18 protein-coding genes are annotated in these 18,678 nt (G+C 36.1%); 7 read left to right on the forward strand and 11 right to left on the reverse strand.

Annotation, left to right across the window (positions count from 1 at the left end; genetic code table 11):
• The first annotated feature begins 283 nt into the window (after positions 1-283).
• From CHB80_RS10130 to CHB80_RS10140, 3 genes are all read left to right on the forward strand, one after another.
• Positions 284-2,308: a S9 family peptidase gene (locus tag CHB80_RS10130; protein WP_089371358.1), complete on the forward strand. Its 2,025-nt coding sequence runs from the start codon at positions 284-286 to the stop codon at positions 2,306-2,308.
• A 130-nt stretch (positions 2,309-2,438) separates the two neighbouring features.
• Complete coding sequence (locus tag CHB80_RS10135; RefSeq protein ID WP_089371359.1) at positions 2,439-3,320, forward strand: hypothetical protein; 882 nt, start codon at positions 2,439-2,441, stop codon at positions 3,318-3,320.
• Between the two features lie 141 nt (positions 3,321-3,461).
• Positions 3,462-5,342, forward strand: coding sequence for a T9SS type B sorting domain-containing protein (locus CHB80_RS10140; RefSeq protein ID WP_089371360.1), 1,881 nt, complete (start codon positions 3,462-3,464; stop codon positions 5,340-5,342).
• Positions 5,343-5,477: 135 nt separating this feature from the next.
• Here CHB80_RS10140 and CHB80_RS10145 read toward each other — a convergent pair whose 3' ends face one another.
• The 7 genes from CHB80_RS10145 to hutI all read right to left on the reverse strand — a co-directional run bounded on the left by CHB80_RS10145 (position 5,478) and on the right by hutI (position 10,581).
• Positions 5,478-6,011, reverse strand: a complete 534-nt coding sequence (locus CHB80_RS10145; RefSeq protein ID WP_089371361.1) for a dihydrofolate reductase family protein — start codon at positions 6,009-6,011, stop codon at positions 5,478-5,480.
• Positions 6,012-6,077: 66 nt separating this feature from the next.
• Complete coding sequence (locus CHB80_RS10150; protein ID WP_089371362.1) at positions 6,078-6,521, reverse strand: YybH family protein; 444 nt, start codon at positions 6,519-6,521, stop codon at positions 6,078-6,080.
• 3 nt (positions 6,522-6,524) lie between these two features.
• Positions 6,525-7,316 (reverse strand): MBL fold metallo-hydrolase, encoded by a 792-nt coding sequence (locus CHB80_RS10155; RefSeq protein ID WP_089371363.1) that lies wholly within the window; start codon positions 7,314-7,316, stop codon positions 6,525-6,527.
• Positions 7,317-7,324: 8 nt separating this feature from the next.
• Positions 7,325-7,786, reverse strand: a complete 462-nt coding sequence (locus tag CHB80_RS10160) for a GNAT family N-acetyltransferase (RefSeq protein ID WP_089371364.1) — start codon at positions 7,784-7,786, stop codon at positions 7,325-7,327.
• A complete protein-coding gene (locus tag CHB80_RS10165) occupies positions 7,776-8,780 on the reverse strand; it encodes a formimidoylglutamase (protein ID WP_089371365.1) in 1,005 nt (334 codons plus the stop codon). The genes CHB80_RS10160 and CHB80_RS10165 overlap by 11 nt, the downstream gene beginning before the upstream one ends.
• Positions 8,781-8,785: 5 nt before the next feature.
• Positions 8,786-9,355, reverse strand: a complete 570-nt coding sequence (locus CHB80_RS10170; RefSeq protein ID WP_089371366.1) for a hypothetical protein — start codon at positions 9,353-9,355, stop codon at positions 8,786-8,788.
• Positions 9,352-10,581, reverse strand: a complete 1,230-nt coding sequence (gene hutI / locus CHB80_RS10175; RefSeq protein ID WP_089371367.1) for an imidazolonepropionase — start codon at positions 10,579-10,581, stop codon at positions 9,352-9,354. The genes CHB80_RS10170 and hutI overlap by 4 nt, the downstream gene beginning before the upstream one ends.
• Before the next feature lie 86 nt (positions 10,582-10,667).
• Here hutI and CHB80_RS10180 point away from each other — a divergent pair, with 86 nt between their 5' ends.
• The 4 genes from CHB80_RS10180 to CHB80_RS10195 all read left to right on the forward strand — a co-directional run bounded on the left by CHB80_RS10180 (position 10,668) and on the right by CHB80_RS10195 (position 13,555).
• Positions 10,668-11,843, forward strand: a complete 1,176-nt coding sequence (locus CHB80_RS10180) for a trans-sulfuration enzyme family protein (protein ID WP_089371368.1) — start codon at positions 10,668-10,670, stop codon at positions 11,841-11,843.
• A gap of 46 nt (positions 11,844-11,889) precedes the next feature.
• On the forward strand, positions 11,890-12,606 hold the full coding sequence (gene bshB1 / locus CHB80_RS10185; RefSeq protein WP_089371369.1) for a bacillithiol biosynthesis deacetylase BshB1: 717 nt from the start codon (positions 11,890-11,892) through the stop codon (positions 12,604-12,606).
• 17 nt (positions 12,607-12,623) lie between these two features.
• A complete protein-coding gene (locus CHB80_RS10190; protein WP_089371370.1) occupies positions 12,624-13,142 on the forward strand; it encodes a hypothetical protein in 519 nt (172 codons plus the stop codon).
• 74 nt (positions 13,143-13,216) lie between these two features.
• Positions 13,217-13,555 carry a hypothetical protein gene (locus CHB80_RS10195; RefSeq protein WP_143337096.1) on the forward strand — a complete coding sequence of 113 codons (339 nt, stop codon included), beginning with the start codon at positions 13,217-13,219 and terminating at the stop codon, positions 13,553-13,555.
• A 235-nt stretch (positions 13,556-13,790) separates the two neighbouring features.
• On the opposite strand, the gene CHB80_RS10200 is transcribed toward CHB80_RS10195, so the two are convergent.
• The 4 genes from CHB80_RS10200 to CHB80_RS10215 all read right to left on the reverse strand — a co-directional run bounded on the left by CHB80_RS10200 (position 13,791) and on the right by CHB80_RS10215 (position 18,581).
• The gene (locus CHB80_RS10200; RefSeq protein WP_089371372.1) at positions 13,791-14,684 is read right to left on the reverse strand and encodes an SMP-30/gluconolactonase/LRE family protein; all 894 of its coding nucleotides are present in this window, start codon (positions 14,682-14,684) and stop codon (positions 13,791-13,793) included.
• 178 nt (positions 14,685-14,862) lie between these two features.
• Positions 14,863-16,005 carry a serine hydrolase domain-containing protein gene (locus tag CHB80_RS10205; protein WP_089371373.1) on the reverse strand — a complete coding sequence of 381 codons (1,143 nt, stop codon included), beginning with the start codon at positions 16,003-16,005 and terminating at the stop codon, positions 14,863-14,865.
• 198 nt (positions 16,006-16,203) lie between these two features.
• Positions 16,204-17,586, reverse strand: coding sequence for a serine hydrolase domain-containing protein (locus CHB80_RS10210; protein WP_089371374.1), 1,383 nt, complete (start codon positions 17,584-17,586; stop codon positions 16,204-16,206).
• A 26-nt stretch (positions 17,587-17,612) separates the two neighbouring features.
• Entirely contained in the window at positions 17,613-18,581 is a 969-nt protein-coding gene (locus CHB80_RS10215; RefSeq protein WP_089371375.1) for an ankyrin repeat domain-containing protein, read from the reverse strand.
• Positions 18,582-18,678 lie beyond the last annotated feature (97 nt).

Consider the following 18,678-nt stretch of genomic DNA (forward strand, 5'->3'; position numbering starts at 1 on the left):
TACACATACATTTTACGTATATGATTTTGATATATTCGACAAGTGATATAAAAGTCTCGATGTTTGGCTTTCATTTCCCAATTCTTTTATCAAAAAAAATCCTTTTCGAATTGAATATTGTAAAAAAATGAATCATTTCGTAATAAAAACAAACGGTTCTGTTTAAAAATAATTAGGAATACTATTATATGGCTAGTTACAAATTGGATGAGTATGGTTATAACCTCTCTAAGATTTATTATTTTAGACCTTTTATAATAGTGTAATCATTAGATCAAAAATTATGAAGTACATAAACCTATGCATCGTATTGTTTTTAAGTAACTTACTCTTTGCACAAGAATACAAAGCTTTTGAAGCGTTAGATGTTTTTGAATTAGAGTATGCAGGTGATCCTCAAATATCACCAGATGGCACAAAAGTAATATACAGACGTACGGGTTTTGATATTATGAAAGATAGGAGTAGAGGTAATTTATGGATGATTCACTCAGATGGAACAAACCATCGTAAACTCACACAATTTGACGGCAATGAATTCCAGGCACGTTGGTCTCCAGATGGGACAAAGATTGCCTATATTGCGAGTACTTCCGAAGGAAGCGAACTTTTTATTTATTGGGTAGCTTCAGGAGCTACAGCCCGATTGAGTCAATTAGAAAATAGTCCATCTGGACTAAGCTGGTCACCCGATGGAAAATGGCTTTCCTTTAGTGCAATGGAATATGTGGCACCTCCAGTCATAGCAAAAATGCCTAAGAAACCAAAAGGAGCTAAATGGGCAGCAACTCCTAGAATTACAGATCGTTTTAAGCATGAAGCAGATGGTCAAGGTTATTTAAAGCCTGGATATCGTCATATATATATGATCCCGTCAGAAGGAGGTACAGCACGTAAAATTACTTCTGGTGATTTTAATCATGGAGGTTCATTAAGTTGGTCTCGTGATGCACAGTATATTTATTTTTCAGCAAACCGAAATGAAGACTGGGAATATGATTTTCGCAATAGCGAGATCTATAGTGTACATACGCAAACAGGAGCAATAACAGCATTAACAGATCGCAATGGTCCCGATAGAAATCCTATCGTATCACCCGATGGGAAAAAGATTGCTTATCTAGGGTTTGATGATAAAGTTCAAACCTATCAAGTAACTCGTTTATATATGATGAATATTGATGGGACAAATAAGAAAGAAATAAAAACCAATTTAGATCGCAGTCTTTCTAACATTCAATGGACATCAGATAGTAAATCATTCTATTGTACGTATGATGATAAAGGGAATTCTAAAATAGCACAGGTTACCCTTTCGGGAAAAGTAACGAAGCTTGCAGACGATCTTGGAGGAACCACATTAGGGCGTCCGTATGCGAGTGGCAGTTATACAGCCTCTACCAATGGAACGATTGCATTTACCTATTCTCAACCCGATCGCCCAGCAGATCTCGGTATTCTATATCAAAAACAAAAAGAACCTAAGATTCGTACCCAACTTAATGAAGACCTTTTAGGATATCGTACTTTAGGAAAGGTTGAAGAACTATGGTACACCTCTTCTTATGATGGACGTGATATACAAGGATGGATTGTATACCCTCCATTTTATGAAAAAGGAAAGCAATACCCATTATTGGTTGAAAATCATGGAGGCCCTATTTTAAATTACGGAGATCGTTTTTCTGCAGAAATACAACTCTATGCGGCTGCGGGATATATTGTATTTTATCCTAACCCTAGAGGCAGTACTAGTTATGGAGAAGCATTTGGGAACCTACTATACAATAACTATCCGGGACAAGATTATGATGATGTGATGGATGGAGTAGATGCATGCCTGGCTAAAGGAATCACTTCTGAAGATCAATTATATGTAACTGGAGGAAGTGCAGGAGGTATTATGACCGCTTGGATGATTGGAAAAAATAATCGATTTGAAGCGGCTGTAGTTGCAAAACCTGTGATGAATTGGATCTCAAAAACATTAGTAGCCGATAATTATTATGGGTATGCAAATTCTAGATATCCAGGACAACCTTGGGAAAATTTTGAAGGTTATTGGAAATTCTCTCCTTTATCATTAGTAGGAAATATAGAAACACCTACCATGGTAATGGTTGGGATGAACGATTTGCGTACCCCTCCTAGTGAAGCCAAACAATTATACCACGCCCTAAAAATTAGAAAAAAAGAAACCGTACTCGTAGAAATTCCTGAAGCCTCACACGGAATTGCTGCCAGACCAAGTAACCTTATTACAAAAGTGAACCATACGTTAGCTTGGTTTAAAAAGTTTACCAAATAATCATTTTTAGCGAAACTTTATGAAAGAATGTTAATTGTATTTTAAATGTGACTACATTCGTAAAATAGTAAACACCATAATCCAAATACGGTCGTTATACGTATAACCATTAAATATAAATTTTAAAACCATGGAAAACGAGAAGAATAATAACGGAATAAAAATCATTACGGGAATTCTCGCTGTATTATTAGTAGTTGCTGGAGCATTTGCTGTAAAATTATATAACCAAGAAAAAGACACTAAAGCAGAGCTTACGAAAGAAAAGAATCTAGTGATTGCTAACCTTAGAGAAATGAATGACAAATATGATGTTGTTATTGAAGAAAATAATCTAAAGGATACAGAACTTAATGAAGCACGTGATAGAATTCAAGCATTAATAGATGATATTAATGAGAAAGAAGTAACTATTACAAGTTTAAGTAGGTATAGAGGTGAGGTATTTAAACTCCGTAAAGAGCGTGATTTCTTATTTGCACAAAACGATTCATTACGAGGTAGTAATAGATTATTAGCTATGCGTGTAGATAGTACTAGTTATGAATTAGAAGTACAGCGTGGGGTAGGAGACTCTTTATCTTTAGAGAATGACAAATTAGCAGAACGTGTAGAAATAGGAGCCGCTCTTGCAGCAAATAAGCTTAAAGCAGTTGGTGTTATTGAGCGTTCTTCTGGAAAACTTGTAGAAAATGCACGTGCACGTAGAGTAGATAAAGTAAGAGCTTGTTTTACAGTACCTCAAAATAGACTTGCCGAAGCAGGAGATAGAGTATTATATGTACAAGTAGTAGATCCTTCAAATAATATTTTAGGCGCAAATGAACGAGTTACATTTGAAGAAGAAACAATCACCTATAGTAAGGTTTCTAAATTTTACTATGAAAATACCGCCTTAGACATTTGTGAAAATATACCTCCAATAGGCGATAGCTTTGAGGCGGGTGTATATAAAGTAAATGTATACGATCAGGCGACGCTTATAGCTCAAACCAGCTTTACACTTAAGTAAAGAAAGAAACACTTTAAGTAGGAAAGATTCCGTGATGTGATTTGTAAAAATCCTCACGGAATTTTTTGGTTCATAGTGTATCCTGTTTTTGAGATATGTTTATTTTGAGAACCATTTTTTCTTGCAGTATCTTTGAAAGAAATGGCTAGAATCACAAAAAGAGTTCTTATTGTCTTGTGCTGTATCATTTCCTTTGATGCGGTATATGGTCAATTGGGTTTTTGTGAAGGTGATCTAGGAGACCCTATATTTACAGAAGACTTTGGAACGGGTACTACCAATGGCCCTCCTTTAGATCCTAGTGTCACTACATATACCTATGTAGATAGTGGTCCAGAAGACGGATTCTATACCATATCATCACAGTTGCAACAACTAGGTGCTTTTCATTCGGGATTAGATAATACCCCTGGCGATGTGAATGGGAGAGCATTTATTGTAAATGCTAGTTTTACAGCAGATCAGTTTTATAACAGAACCATAGAAGGGCTTTGTGAAAATACTTCCTATGAGTTTTCTGCTTTTCTTCAAAACCTATATGATATTGATTCTGGCGTGTGTGATAATACAGGGATTCCTGTAAATGTTAGGTTTCAAATATGGGATAGCACAGATACGATATTATTAGCCTCTGGAGATACTGGCGATATCGATGGAACATCTACACCCATTTGGACACAATATGGATTGGTTTTTGAAACAGGTGCAGGACAAACAGAGGTGATTCTAAAAATGATCAATAATGGTAATGGTGGTTGCGGAAATGATCTAGCAATAGATGATATTGTTTTTAGGGCTTGTGGCGATATTACAACCATAAGCTCAGATGTTTCTGGAGAAGATGATATCATTGTATGTAATAATCAAACAGCTTTAAATACAACACTTACCGTATCTGTTGCATCTAATATTTTTATACAATGGCAAGAGAGTACAGATGGTGAAAACTGGAATAATATTCCTGGAGCAACTTCAGTAACCTATGTCACTCCAGGGATTTCAACCTCCACTTTTTATAGAGTAAATACTGCTACAGATACCGATAATTTAGGAAATGTATTTTGTTCTTTCTTTTCTAATTCTTACAGCATTGAATTTATTGAAGGTCCAGATGCTCCAGTAAGTGATGGAGATATCATGTCTTGTGATAATGAAAGTGTCCCGGCACTTACTGTAATGTCTTCTCCTGATGTAGAAATACGATGGTATGCTAGTGAGTCAAGTACAGAGGTACTAGCTACGGGATCTAGTTATACCCCTGAAGAGGCAGGAACATTTTATGCACAATCATTTGTAACAGGAACCGATTGTGGTAGTACTTCTAGAACCCCAATAACACTTAGTTTTCTAGAAGCACCTTTCTTTACAAATCCTCTAGAAACCTTAGAGATTTGTAATGGGCAAGAGATGAAAACCTTATCTGCTGGAATATCAAATGTACAATACGCATGGTCTACGGGAGAAATTACATCTTCTATACAAATAGAAATAGGAGGTGTATATACCGTTACAGTTACTAATGATGTAGGATGCAGCGCTACCAAGACATTTCAAGTTGAAGGATTAGCTCCACCCGTAATTTCCAATATCTTTTCTGAAGGAGAAAGTATTATTATCGAAACAGAAAACGAAGGGAATTTTGAATATTCATTAGATGGTATTTTTTATAGAAGCACTCCAGTTTTTAGAAATGTACCAGGTGGGTTAAAGGTCATATTTGCTAGAAATGATACAGGATGTCCTCCTATACTTACAGAGTTTTATCATTTTAATATTCCTACGTTTTTCACACCGAATAACGATGGGATTAATGATTTTTTTAGACTCCCAGATGCTTCGTTCTTTTCGTCCAGTTTTATCAGAGTATTTGATCGTTTTGGGAAGTTGCTCATAAGTGGTAATGGAGCTTCATTTCAATGGAATGGTGTGTACAATGGAGAAGAATTACCTCCTGATGACTATTGGTATGAAATCACTATAGAAGATCGTATAGTGATAGGACACATCTCTTTGTTAAGGTGATATACGCTTTCGCGAAATCGAACTTGTGAGATTCACGACCGGAGGGAGAATGAAATGGTAAATCGAGCCTGCGAGACCTGCCTACCGGCAGGCAGGTTCACGACCAGAGGGAGAGCGTAGCGTTAAAGCGTATAATTATTTTATTAATTCATACGTGATAATTTGTAACCCATTTTCATATAAAGTACTTTCTGTTAGATTCATGCGTGCATTGGTTTTTGAATTTCCAAAAAGGGAAATTCCATCTCCAAGAATAATAGGGTTTATTTTTAGCTTTAGAATATCAATTTGCCCATGGTCTAAAAGCCAACCTGCAAACTCTCCACCACCACATAGATATACATCAGTGGAAGAATGCTCTTTGATCTCTTGTATACGTCCAATGTTTAGCTTTTCAATATGTAATAGATCATGTGTACTGTCTAAGTGTAACGAATCTGAAAAAATATAGTGTTGCATATGGGGATATGCAAGTTGTCCAGGCTGAAGACCAAATTGATATCCAAATTCGTAGGTTCTACGACCCATGATTACCGTTTTGAAACTTTGCAAATCAGATAGATACTTTTCTACACCCTCTCCGTCTGGTATAAACATACTTATATCATCATTGACGCCAGCAATATAACCATCTAGAGAAATTGCTACATAGTAAACTATCTTTTTCATTTTATGAAGACTAATTATACGTGTTTTATAATAGGAAGATACGTAAACGATAGTACTTTAGAAGATTCAATCCCAAACAAATCGCCAAGTACCATCAGCTTGTCTACGCCATACGGTATGAAAAATACCTTTATTTATCTTTTTAGTACCTAATGAATCTAGGGATGTAAATGTATAATCACCATAGGTAAATGCCATGTCGCCTGCATTGCTTACCTCAATATAGGTAGGAATCCAAGTAAGTGTCTCATTAGGTCGTACATCTTTTTTATACCAATCTGCAATAGCTTTTTTCCCTTTGATGACTTTCTTACCACGTCGTATTACACCATCTTCAGCAGCATAAAATTCAAAAGCTTTGATAAGACCTTCTTTTTGAGCCATATCATTGAATGCTTTTTCAACATTCATAACCTCAGCTTTCCATTTTTCAACATCTTGTGACGTGTCAGCATGTTGACATCCTATCATGCAGAAAGTGAATACCAGTAGAAAAACACCTGTTCTCATAATTTACTTTTTAGCATACCAATCTAATTGCACCACATTAATAGCAGGATTTCCTTTATTGACAATGGTTTTAAAATTGGCGACATCACTCAACCCTTCAGTACCTCTGTAGTGATATGGATACATAGTTTTGGGAGCGAATTCTAGAACCGCATCGGCAGCGCTTACTTCGGTCATCGTGTATGGTAAATTCATACATACAAAAGCAGCATCTATATTTTTAAGAGCACGCATTTCAGGAATGTCTTCAGTATCTCCAGAGATATACACTCGGGTGCCATCTTTTTCAATCACATAGCCATTACCACGTCCTTTGGTATGAAATTTTAATGCCTCTTCTCGTAAGTTGTACATTGGGATGGCTTCTACAGAAAAGCCAAAACGCTCTTTACTATCCCCATTATTTAATACATCCAGTTGAGGAACAAAAGCTTCAGGCATCTTATCGGCTACGGCTTGTGGCACCATGATTTTTGCCTTTGAAGTATCAAGTCCTTCAATAGTTTTGACGTTTAAATGATCTCCGTGTATATCGGTTACTAGGATTAAGTCTGGTTGTGGGTACGCTGCAAATACCTCAGCACCACCTACAGGATCAATATATATGGTAGTATCTCCCCATTGTAAAACCATGGTCGCATGGCTTATAGGATGTATTTTAAATGGAAGTTCCTTGTTAGTTGGTGGTGTTACAACCTCTGCTGTTTCTGGTAGTGCAGTAGCAGTTTCAGTTTGTTTTTCTTTACAACTTATAAAAGTGATGCAGGCGAATACTAAGATACCAAGATGTCTCATGTCTAATTTTATTTTAAGATTAATTCCATTTTTATATTAGCTCTGTCGTAATTTGATGTGGTCTCTAGCGGGATTTCAACAAATCCCCATTTTTTATATATATAAATAGCGTTTTCAAGAAGGGTATTGGAGTATAAAACAAGTTTTGGAGCATTTTCTGCTTTCGCGAAAGCAATACAATGCGCCATCAATTTTTGCCCAATTCCTTTACCACGTATGGTCGTATTTACCGCCATTTTTGTGAGTTCGTAGACGTTTGCTTCTTGCATAGGCATTAACGCTACAGTACCCACAACATTTCCATCAATAAGCGCGAAAAAAATATGACCTCCTTTTGAAATAATATATTTTTCAGGATTACTTAATACTTCATTATCATAAGGTTCTACATAAAAGAAGGTTTCAAGCCACTCGATATTAAGTGCTTTAAAATCGGAAGCATATATAGGATCATAAGTACTAATCTGCATGATGGGAACGTATAAAATCGGTGACAAAATAACTAATGGCTTTTCCTACCTGTCCAGCTTTTTTTCTTCCAGGGGATGCTTCACAGATATGGAAATAGCGACAATTTTTTTGAGAAGCTGTATGCATAATAAACTGCCTCACATCATTTAAATATAAACCACTAGGCGTGCGAGCACTACTTGGGAAATTGGTAATAGCATCACAATCTAACTCTAAACCAAAAGTCTCTTGAGAAACAAATTGTAATGCCTTAGCATATTGTTGGGCGATAGGAGTATCTACTTCCCATGTATCTTCTAGAAAGTGATATTGTAATCTGTTTTTGTGTTTTTTGAAAAGATCGAAAATATATTGTGGTGTATAGTTTTTATGCAATCCAAAAACAGTGTATTTATTTAAAGACGCATTTTCGGGTGTATCTAAAGAAAGTGCGTATGAAAACCCATTGCCACTATGTCTATAATCTGTTGTGCGTAAATCTGTATGTGCATCTATATTCATTACATTAATAGTGCTTCCTAATGCTTGACTTGTGCCTGTAATATTTCCATAGGCATTATTATGGCCGCCACCAATGATAATAGGTATTTTACCAGTAGCAACAATAGCCTGTACGATATAAGCAACCTTTTTGTCAATACGTTTTACGACGTCTCCTAAAATAGGTTTTGGTGTGGTGTATTTAATATCATCAGGAGTGACAGAAATATATCCTAATAATAACATGTCTTCTCCTTTGTTATAGTCGTTTTCTTGAATATTGACAAAGGTTTTTAAGAATGCATCCCAAGCATTTGCAGTACCTCGTTTTCCATAATTTGCACGAACTCCATAGTCTTCGGCTATTCCAAAAATGACATACTTGGCTGAACTTTGTTCAATAGCTTCTAAACTATAACAATACTGTAATTTTTCTCCAATTTTTGTTTCACCATCTCTTTTTGAAATGATTTCTTCTAGCGTTTCTTGCGATTGGATATGAAGCTGAATCATCGGATTTATTTTTTTGCTAAAGCCTGAATACAAGCTTCCCGAATATGCCACATTTTATCAAGTGTATAAGGGATATTATCTCGTTGTATCCAATCTTTAAGAATAGATTTATGATAAGAAACTTTATAATCAAGAATTTGATCAGGATCGATGGTTGTCTCAATAAGAATATCTGGTTCCCATAATTTTTCAGAATTCCCAGGAAATGTAAAATCATACCGTTCATTATCATAGCTTAAGAAGGTATGTGCTTCTAGAATATAGGGTAGTGCATATGCATCAAGTATTCTTCCTACACCTGGTGTATTTTGCTCGGTCATTGAGAAAATACAAAGATTAAGGCTTATGCTATGAATCTCATTTTCTTCAGCTAGTGTTTTTAAGCATGCATTTTTTGTAGAGCAGGTTCCTACACCTTCTCGTATAATGCTCGCAATATTACGCGGGTTTTTGTTACGTCCATATGGAAGGTTATGGATATAACGTACCGCATCATGAAAGGTTTTAATCTTTTTGATTAAAAATTGATCTGAAACGGGATTTCCTCCTGTTAAGTTAAAGTTTGGTAAACTCATAGTCTTTTTCCGTTTAGGATGAGTTGTTCAATTTGATGGTGTCCAAACCGATATGGAATGGTGTTGTAAGACTTTTGAGGTGTTGTAATGATGAGGTTTGCTTTCTTTCCTTTGGTGATACTTCCAGTTTCTGAGGCAATATCCATAGCAAATGCGCCATTAATAGTAGCTGCAGTAATTGCTTCTTCGGGTGTCATATTTAATTGTATACAGGCTTGCGCCACTACAAAATTCATATTACCGCTAGGTGCAGATCCAGGGTTGTAATCTGTAGCAATAGCTAGGGGAAGTCCTGCATCTATAAGTTGTCTAGCTGGGGTATAGGGAATACTTAAGAAGAAGGAACACCCTGGTAATGCTACAGGTATAGTATTGCTGCCTTTAAGAGCATCAATATCTTCAGTCACCAATTCTTCAAGGTGATCTACAGAAAGAGCGTCGTATTTTACAGCAGCAGCAATGCCTCCAATAGCATTAAATTGATTTACGTGAACTTTAGGGCGTAAACCATGCGCTTTACCGGCTTCAAGAATAGCTTCCATTTCTGCGACTGTAAAATAACCCGATTCACAGAATACATCTATAAAATCACATAAATTGTCTTTCGCGAAAGCGGGAATCATCTCTTTTATAATAAGTTGTATATATGCCTTTCGATCATCTTTATACTCAGTAGGAATAGCATGTGCTCCTAATAAAGTTGCCTTTATAGGGATGTCAAAATGTGTTTTAAGTCGTGCAATGACAGAAAGCATTTTCTTTTCTGCGGCTACCGAAAGTCCATAACCACTTTTAATTTCGATGGCGCCTGTTCCCAATGAAATAAGATGTTCTAATCGCTTTGTAGCATCTTCAAATAAAGCATCTTCACTCATAGCTCGTAAACGCGCAACGGAGTTTAAAATACCACCACCACGCTTAGCAATTTCTTCATAAGACAACCCATTAATACGGTCTACAAACTCATCTTCACGCCCTGTAGCATATACAAGATGCGTGTGTGAATCACACCACATGGGGAGTACAATCTTACCCGTGGCATCTATAATTTCTACATTGGTAATAGCAGGAATATCTTGCATAGCCCCATAGTCATGAATACGATCTTCTTTAATAAGAAGATATGCATTTGAGATGTACGGCATTTGGGACATGGCTTTCCCGCGTACTGGTGCCTTATATTCACCAGTAACTAATAATTGGTGTATGTTGGTGATGAGTTTCATTAAAAATTAAAGGTAGTTACTTTATTGCTTATATAATAAAATAAGGAATTGTTTTTTGTACTTTTATGTGATAAAAAATAAGGCAAATGAATAATCAGAAGAAAGGAGTAAATACCATCTGCACGCATGTAGGTGAAGTAAAAGACGAACAGTTTCAAGGAGCCGTGTCTCCTATTTATATGTCTTCATCTTATGCTTTTATGGATGTAGATGTAAAGCGATACCCAAGGTATTTTAATACCCCAAACCAAGAGGCATTATGTAAGAAAATTGCAGCCCTTGAAGGAACGGAATCAGCTATGATTTTTGGAAGTGGTATGGCAGCTGTCAGTACTACATTACTTGCTTTTTTAAGACATGGGGATCATATTGTACTTCAAAAAACCTTATACGGAGGAACTTATAATCTAGTGGTAGAAGAGTTTGAGAAATACGGAATAGACTATACGTTTACAGATGGTTTGGATAAGCACGCTTTCGCGAAAGCGATTACACCTAAAACAAAAGTACTCTACATAGAAACACCATCCAATCCTTTAATGACCATCACGGATATGCAAATGGTTTCTGATCTAGCAAAAGAAAAAGGAATTGTCACAATGATTGATAATACGTTTGCATCTCCAATTAATCAAAATCCATTGAAATTTGGAATAGATATTATGATTCATAGTGCGACCAAGTATATGGGAGGACATAGTGATATTTGTGCTGGAGCTGTTGCTGCGAGTGAAGAACATATAGATCGTATCTGGAATTTAGGGAAGAACTTGGGAGGAAGTTTAAGTGATATGACCGTATGGTTATTAGAACGTAGTATGAAAACGATGGCTATACGTGTAAAAGCACAGAATAAGAATGCAAGAAAACTAGCTAAGTGGCTTGATAAGAATGAGCATATCAATCGTGTGTATTATCCAGGATTAAAATCGCATCCAGATTATTTATTGGCAAAAGCACAAATGCGAGGATACGGAGGAATGCTTTCTTTTGAACTAGCCGAAGGATTAGATCCAGAACTTTTTCAGAAATCACTACAACTTGTAAAACCATCTATGAGTCTTGCAGGGGTAGAGAGTACCATGCTTTCACCAGCGCAGACATCTCATTTATTATTAGGAGAAGAAGAAAGAGCACGCCAAGGAATTGCCGAAGGATTGATTCGTTTTTCTGTAGGTATTGAAGATAAAAAAGACATTATTGCAGATATAGAGCAAGCACTACAAGTAGTTACTGCTCGAGTAAAAGTTCCCGTGTTATAAAACAACAATTATTACGACATAGAACGCAACGACTAAAAAATCATTAATGAAATTAGACATACTCGCCATAGGCGCACATCCTGATGATGTAGAATTAGGATGCGGTGCAACCATCGCTAAAGAAATAGCAAGAGGTAAAAAAGTTGGAATTTTAGATTTAACCCGAGGAGAATTAGGAACTAGAGGAACCGCAGCAACTAGAAAAGAAGAAGCGGCTAATGCTGCTAAAATTTTAGGAGTGAGTGTACGTGAAAACATAGGTCTCGCCGATGGGTTTTTTCAAAATGATAAAGAAAGTCAGCTAAAGATTATCGAAGTGATACGAGCATATCAACCAGAAATAGTCTTGTGTAATGCGATAGAGGATAGACATATAGATCATAGCAAGGGAAGTAAACTAGCTAGTGATGCGTGCTTTTTAAGTGGTCTTGTCAAAATTGAAACTAAAAGAGATGGGGTTGTTCAAGAAAAATGGCGACCAAAAACCGTATATCATTATGAGCAATGGGCACATCTCAAGCCAGATATTGTAGTCGATGTAAGTGGTTTTATAGATAAAAAATGTGAAGCAGTATTTGCTTACAAAACACAATTTCACGATCCAACTTCTGACGAAGGAAGTACACCTATTTCTAGTCTGACATTTAAAGAAAGTGTGAGTTATAGAGCAAGAGACTTAGGGCGCTTAATAGGTACAGACTATGCAGAAGGCTTTAATGTAGAGCGTTACCCAGCAGTAGACAGTCTTTTTGATTTGATATAGATTCTTTTGGACCTTTTATGGATGAAACTATTGAGGTAGAAGATTTAGATGACTTAGTTAAAACACGGTTTAAAGAAGTTTTGGATACGTTAAGTCCAAATGAAAAGAAATATTTTAACCCTGAATCCATCAAAAATATTATTTATCATCTGATAGATAATCCTCAAATACATCCAAAAGGCAATAAAAGATTACAAGAGCTTGGAGAAATTAGAATGAAAAAGCATTTATTAGAGTATTTTGAAGCGATACATAAGAATGAATTAAATAAAGATACTTCTGCTAATTTTTATAAAGAATATTTTATAAAAATAGAAAGTTTTATGGGGCGGTATTATGGATTTTCTGGAGGAGGAAGTGTATCTATTCTTATAAGTGTCTTTTTTATATTCTTTACTGGAATTATTCTTGACCTTATTTTAAATGCAATTAATTGGACAAATTTCCCTTTAATGACATCTATGTTATTTACCTTATTTATAGTAAGAAAATTAATTAAGTATAATCATCGAAGAGTGAGTGGAATGTTTTATTAAAAGTCAATGCTCTAAATTGTTAAAAAACATTCCTTTAACATTATTATAAGTGACAACCTTCTATCTTTAGGACTATGAAAATGACACTAACTCTTTTACTACTGTGTTTTTGTACATCTCTTTTTGCCCAGAATAGCGATTCAAAAAAAGATGAAGGCTCTACCTTTGCTCCTTTTGCATGGTATACAGAACAAGAGGAAAGAAAAGAGGCTTTTTTGAAAGATTATTTTAAAAGTAATTTAGAAGACTTTGGTATACTTCCTAAAGTTACTAGTGAAACAGAAGAGGAAGTAGTAGCTCCAAAAATGCCCATATACCCAGTGCCAAAATCGAGATTATCACCTATGCCAATTATACCTTCTGATACAGTTATAAAACAATATTTAAAAGTATATCCAGTAAAAGAAGAGTAACATAATCAGTTGTGCATTTTGAATGGATTTCTTGATTTTTCCCCCTCCCTGAAGGGTGAATCGAAGAAATCTTCATTACTTCCTTTAGGATCTGAGGAAAATAATGAAGATTGATAGTATATATAACAGTTGTTTGTCAAAATGCAAAACGGGTAAACATACTATTTTACGATACGAATTACTAAATAGTAGTTAAGGTGATTGAGTGATTTGCTGGAAGCAAATTGTATCGAAATCACTTCAACTCATAAAATAACAAACGGCTCTGCTTATTCATAGGTAATAACAATAAGTTTTTCTCTTTGATATAAGCAATGTCGCCTACACTTTGTCCTACAGTAACCACTTCTTGTGTTGTACCGTCAAAATTCATGAGATGTACTTTTCCACTACGCCAATCTGAAATGATGAGATGGTTTTTATCATAAGGACGAATACCATCAAGATTACCAATAATATCAGTCACAGAAGTAATTTTCTTTGTATTCATATCAAATTTTGAAACTCGTCCTCCTTCTGGAGCACCTCCCCAAGAAGCAACATACATAGTGTCTCCCTGAATTAACAACCCATTTGGATTATCCAATTTTGGATCGGCGAGCCAAAAATCAAAATTCCCATCTTGATCTAATCTATATATTTTTGAAGTACGTGTATCTGACACATAAATAGCACCATCTGGCGCTATCGCTACGTCATTTAAAAACTCGATACCTTCAGCAGTATACGTATTTAAAACTTTCCCAGTTTTAAGATCAGCCTCTACGAGTTCAGTTACATCAGAAACATACAATTTATCTTTTGTAATCGCAATACCTTTAGGGTCATTGAGACCAGCTACAAATTGTGCATTGATTAATTTTCCATCAACACCTACCGTAGCAATAGATCCATTTCCTGGTTTTCTATTTCCTATTAGAGAAGCATAAATCACATCATTGTTTTTGTCATATACCGCAGACTCGCAATGTGTTAATTCTAAAGTTTCTGTTATAAAAGTTGCTTTAGAAGGTGTCGCTATTTCAACAACCTCAGCAACAGCAATTTCTTTTTGGGCAGTGTCTTCTTTTTTAGTATTACAAGAGATACATAATATACTTAGTACAAATAGTGATAATAAAGTTTTCATAGTATGATTGATTAATGAATATTAAAAATAACAAATGGTCTACAAAAGCTTTCCTATGGAAGTGTTAAATAAGTCTTTGTTTATTGGCACCGTCAAAAGGTTTACTATCCCGAGGCTTGCTTCGAAATTAAAATTTGTTTTGTTTGAATGCCGAGAGGTATTGCTCCAAGGTAATTTTCTAGAGACTTTCTATAGTTTTGATAAGTTTTTCTTGTATGCTTACAAAATGCCAATTATTAGCACTGTTATCTAGGAGTACCAAACAGGTTTTTGAAGCTGTATTTCTGTATATAAAGGTACGTGCTGCGAGCCAACCTCCAGGATGCTGCATCACATCTCCTTGTAATGACCAACCAAAACCATATTCAGACAAGGTGTTATTTGTAAGCGTAGGTGCTTTAAAAGCTTCTTGTATCTTTTCCTGAGGGAGTAGCGTAGTACCATTACCATACCAAGCAGCATCCCAAATAACAAAATCTTCTATACTGGCAAAGACACCTCCATCTCCAGAAACTCCATCTATAAATGTAGGATACATAGGGATATATTGATCTCCTTGTTTTTCAAAACCAAGCGTTTTATTGGGGAAACTTTTTGTTACTGAAAGTAAATTCCATACCCGTGCATTATGCATTTCTAAAGGATCAAAAATGGCTTCTTGCATATAGTTTTCAAAAGATGTTCCAGATACATTCTCAATAATACCCGCTAATAAAATATAATTAGAATTAGAGTAGTTAAACCAGCTGTTGGCTGGTGCTGCTTTTGAGGGATACTCGCAAAGTAAAGTAACCGCTTCTTGAATGCTTAATTCGGTTCCTAACTCGGCTTTATGTTTTTCGGCGAGTTGTAAGTAACCATCAGGAATACCTGAAGTCATATTGAGTAAATGTCTTACGGTGACACCATCATATGGAAATGACGTGATATAGGTCGTAACAGGTGCGTCATAATCCAAAAGCCCTTTATGTTCTAATAACATAATACCCATCGCGGTAAACTGTTTTGATACGGACGCAAGTCTAAATGATGATTGTGTAGTGAGGCGTTTTGTGCGTGTATGATCTGTATACCCATAGGTACTCATAAAAATGGGTTTCCCTTCCTTTATGAGTAAAACCCCTCCATTAAACTTACCTTCAGATTCTAATGTAGATAACCAAGTGTCTAAAGCTTCATTGCCTTCAGGAGAAGTAACAGAAGTTGTAATTTCGAGATCAGGAACAGCCGTTTTTGTAGCTATTACTATTTTGAGCGTTCCCCAGATGAGTAGTCCAGCGATGACTACAATACTTGTGATTTTAAGAAATGTATTCTTCATAAGTACCTGCAAGATATTTATTTTTTTAATGCCATGTAAATAACAAGCAGGTCCTCTTTTGTGAACTATTCTTTATACGCTTTAACGCTACGCTCTCCCTCTGGTCGTGAATCTCGCAGGCTTGATTTACCATTTCATTCTCCCTCCGGTCGTGAATCTCACAAGTTCGATTTCGCGAAAGCGTATAGAGCAAGAAACCTATTTAAAACTAATCATAGGTGTTTGTTCTAACGGAGCTATTTTATGCCTAGTGTGGTATATAAATAGGTCTCCTTGAGCGTATTCTATATCTGTCATCTGAAGATATAGTATCCCGGCTTTAGTGATTGCTACATAATGTTGGTTTCCTATATAATAGATTGGAGCAGACGAAATAAAACCAATGGTATCTACAGTTAACATTCCTTGATTTCCTTGATATCTAAATTCTCCAGAGTGTTGCGTCACCTCATTATTAAGTCTTGATGTTAGGGAAACTTTTTTATGGACATCAAGAGGCAAATCTGTTGAGGTATTGTGATTCCGAATTAAATAAGCGAGCAAATGTGCGGTCTCCTCAATAAGAATTTGACTATCTGCATTAATCATAATAGCAATATTTAAATTGTCTTTTGGATAATGCACCACAACCGTTCGTGTACCTCGCCAACTTCCAGCATGTTCTATTACTTTATAGCCAAAAGCATCTACAGAAGATCGCCAGGTAATGCCCACTTGTGTAGTCGTCCCATCTTTAAGTTGGTGACTTTTAAATAACGTCTCCTTTGCTTGAGGTGTAATAAAACCATTGGTGTATCCATGCATCATCTTGACAAGATCTGTGGGCGTACTTCTAAACCCAGCTCCAGCTAGTTTATAACTAGCATTGGTAAGTTTTTCTTTCACTAGTTTTTCCTTTTTATGATAATACAATTGCGCATCTTTTTCAGAAAGTTGTTTAATGTTTTCAGGAAACGTCTGTTGCATTCCTAAAGGGGTAAAAACATGTTCCTCTAAATACGTATCAAAAGGTTGTCCGGAAGAACCTTCTATTGCGGCAGCTACCAAATTAAAAGCATGTGTAGAGTATTGATACTGTGTGTCAGGTTCAAAAAGCAACGGTGCTTTTAGTAACTGAGTACTCTCTTTAATACTTGTGTATTGCTTTTTCTTATACGCATTTCCTTTAGGACGATGCGCCATACCAGAAGTATGACCTGTAAGTTGTCGTAAGATGAGATGCTCGTATTGTGTATCTATATATGGCACATAGGTTTTAATAGGAACATCCAGGTCTATTGCACCTTCAGAAAGTAATTTTCCCAGCGCTGTTGTTGTAATAACTTTAGCAACAGATGCAGTACGTAATTGCATATGAGGTGTCATAGGGATCTTATTTTCAAGATCGGCATACCCATATCCTTTAGCATAGATAAGTTGCTCATCTTGGCTCACAGCTATAGAGATGCCAGGAAGATTAGCCGTTTCTAAAAAAGATGTGACTATAGTATCTAGTAGCGGGTATGCTTGCTGCGCCTGTAGGGTAGTTGTACCGCTTATAAGAAGTATGAGGAATATATGGAAAGCTATTATTGATTTCATAACAGAAGTATTGATGTATACAGTGATTATTCTTGTGCGCCTATACTTTTAAGATAGGCTACGACGTCAGTGTGCTGACCTCTTATGGCCATTTTGAGAGCATTTCGTTTTTCGGAAGAGAGGTAATACCCATCGCGAACAGTTTTATTAACCTCGGCTCCTTGACCCACTAAATATGTGACGACATCAAGATGTCCATTCCAAGCAGCTTGTATTAGTGGTGTTTCATCGCCTTTTATATGCGCATTTACATCGGCGCCAGATGCTACAAGAAATTGAACAATCGGGAGGTTTCCTATTTTAGATGCTGCAATTAATGGATTCCCATCTCCACGACTACTTTTATTCACATCGGCTCCAGCTTGAACCATAGCTTTGACCATCGCTAGATTTCCTCTAGATACTGCTTGAATGAGCCCTGTGCCATCGCCTAAAGATTCCTTATCCATAGTAGGATTGTATTGTAGCAATAGTTGTAGTATCGCTGGATTTCCAGATTTTCCAGCCATAATTATTGCATTTCCATCTCCTTTTACATTGGTATTAGGGTTGGCTCCTTTTTCTAATAATAATTTTATAATACGTAAGTCTCCGCCTTGTATGGCTGCCATAAGCGGTGTTCCGTCGCCATCAATTGCTGCATTGATATCAGCTCCTTTTTCGATAAGATAGGTAGCAACATCAAGATGCCCTTGTTGTGTAGCAATCATTAAAGCACTGGCATCGCCACGACTTTTGTAATTCACTCGAACGCCAGCCACAAATAATAATTGAACGATTTCTAGATTTCCTACATAAGATGCAACACCTAATGGAGATCGTGGTTCGCCATTGCCTCGATAAGAGCAATTAGGATTGGTGTTTTTTAAGAGTTGCGTAACCGTAGTTACTTGTTCGTTTTTAATAGCTTGTAATAAAGCTTCGCATGAGGTTGATTGCGCTTTCGCGAAAGCGGAAACACATAGCATAACTAGTAAAAAGATTCGTTTTTTCATGATGTGATGAATTTTAAATTTGACTCAAAAGTATGGGCAAGAAGGAAGCAATCTGTAAAATATAGACCAACATAGGTTTGTGGAAGACAGAAGGAGG

Source organism: Dokdonia pacifica (assembly GCF_900188275.1).
Taxonomy (GTDB): Bacteria; Bacteroidota; Bacteroidia; order Flavobacteriales; family Flavobacteriaceae; genus Dokdonia; species Dokdonia pacifica.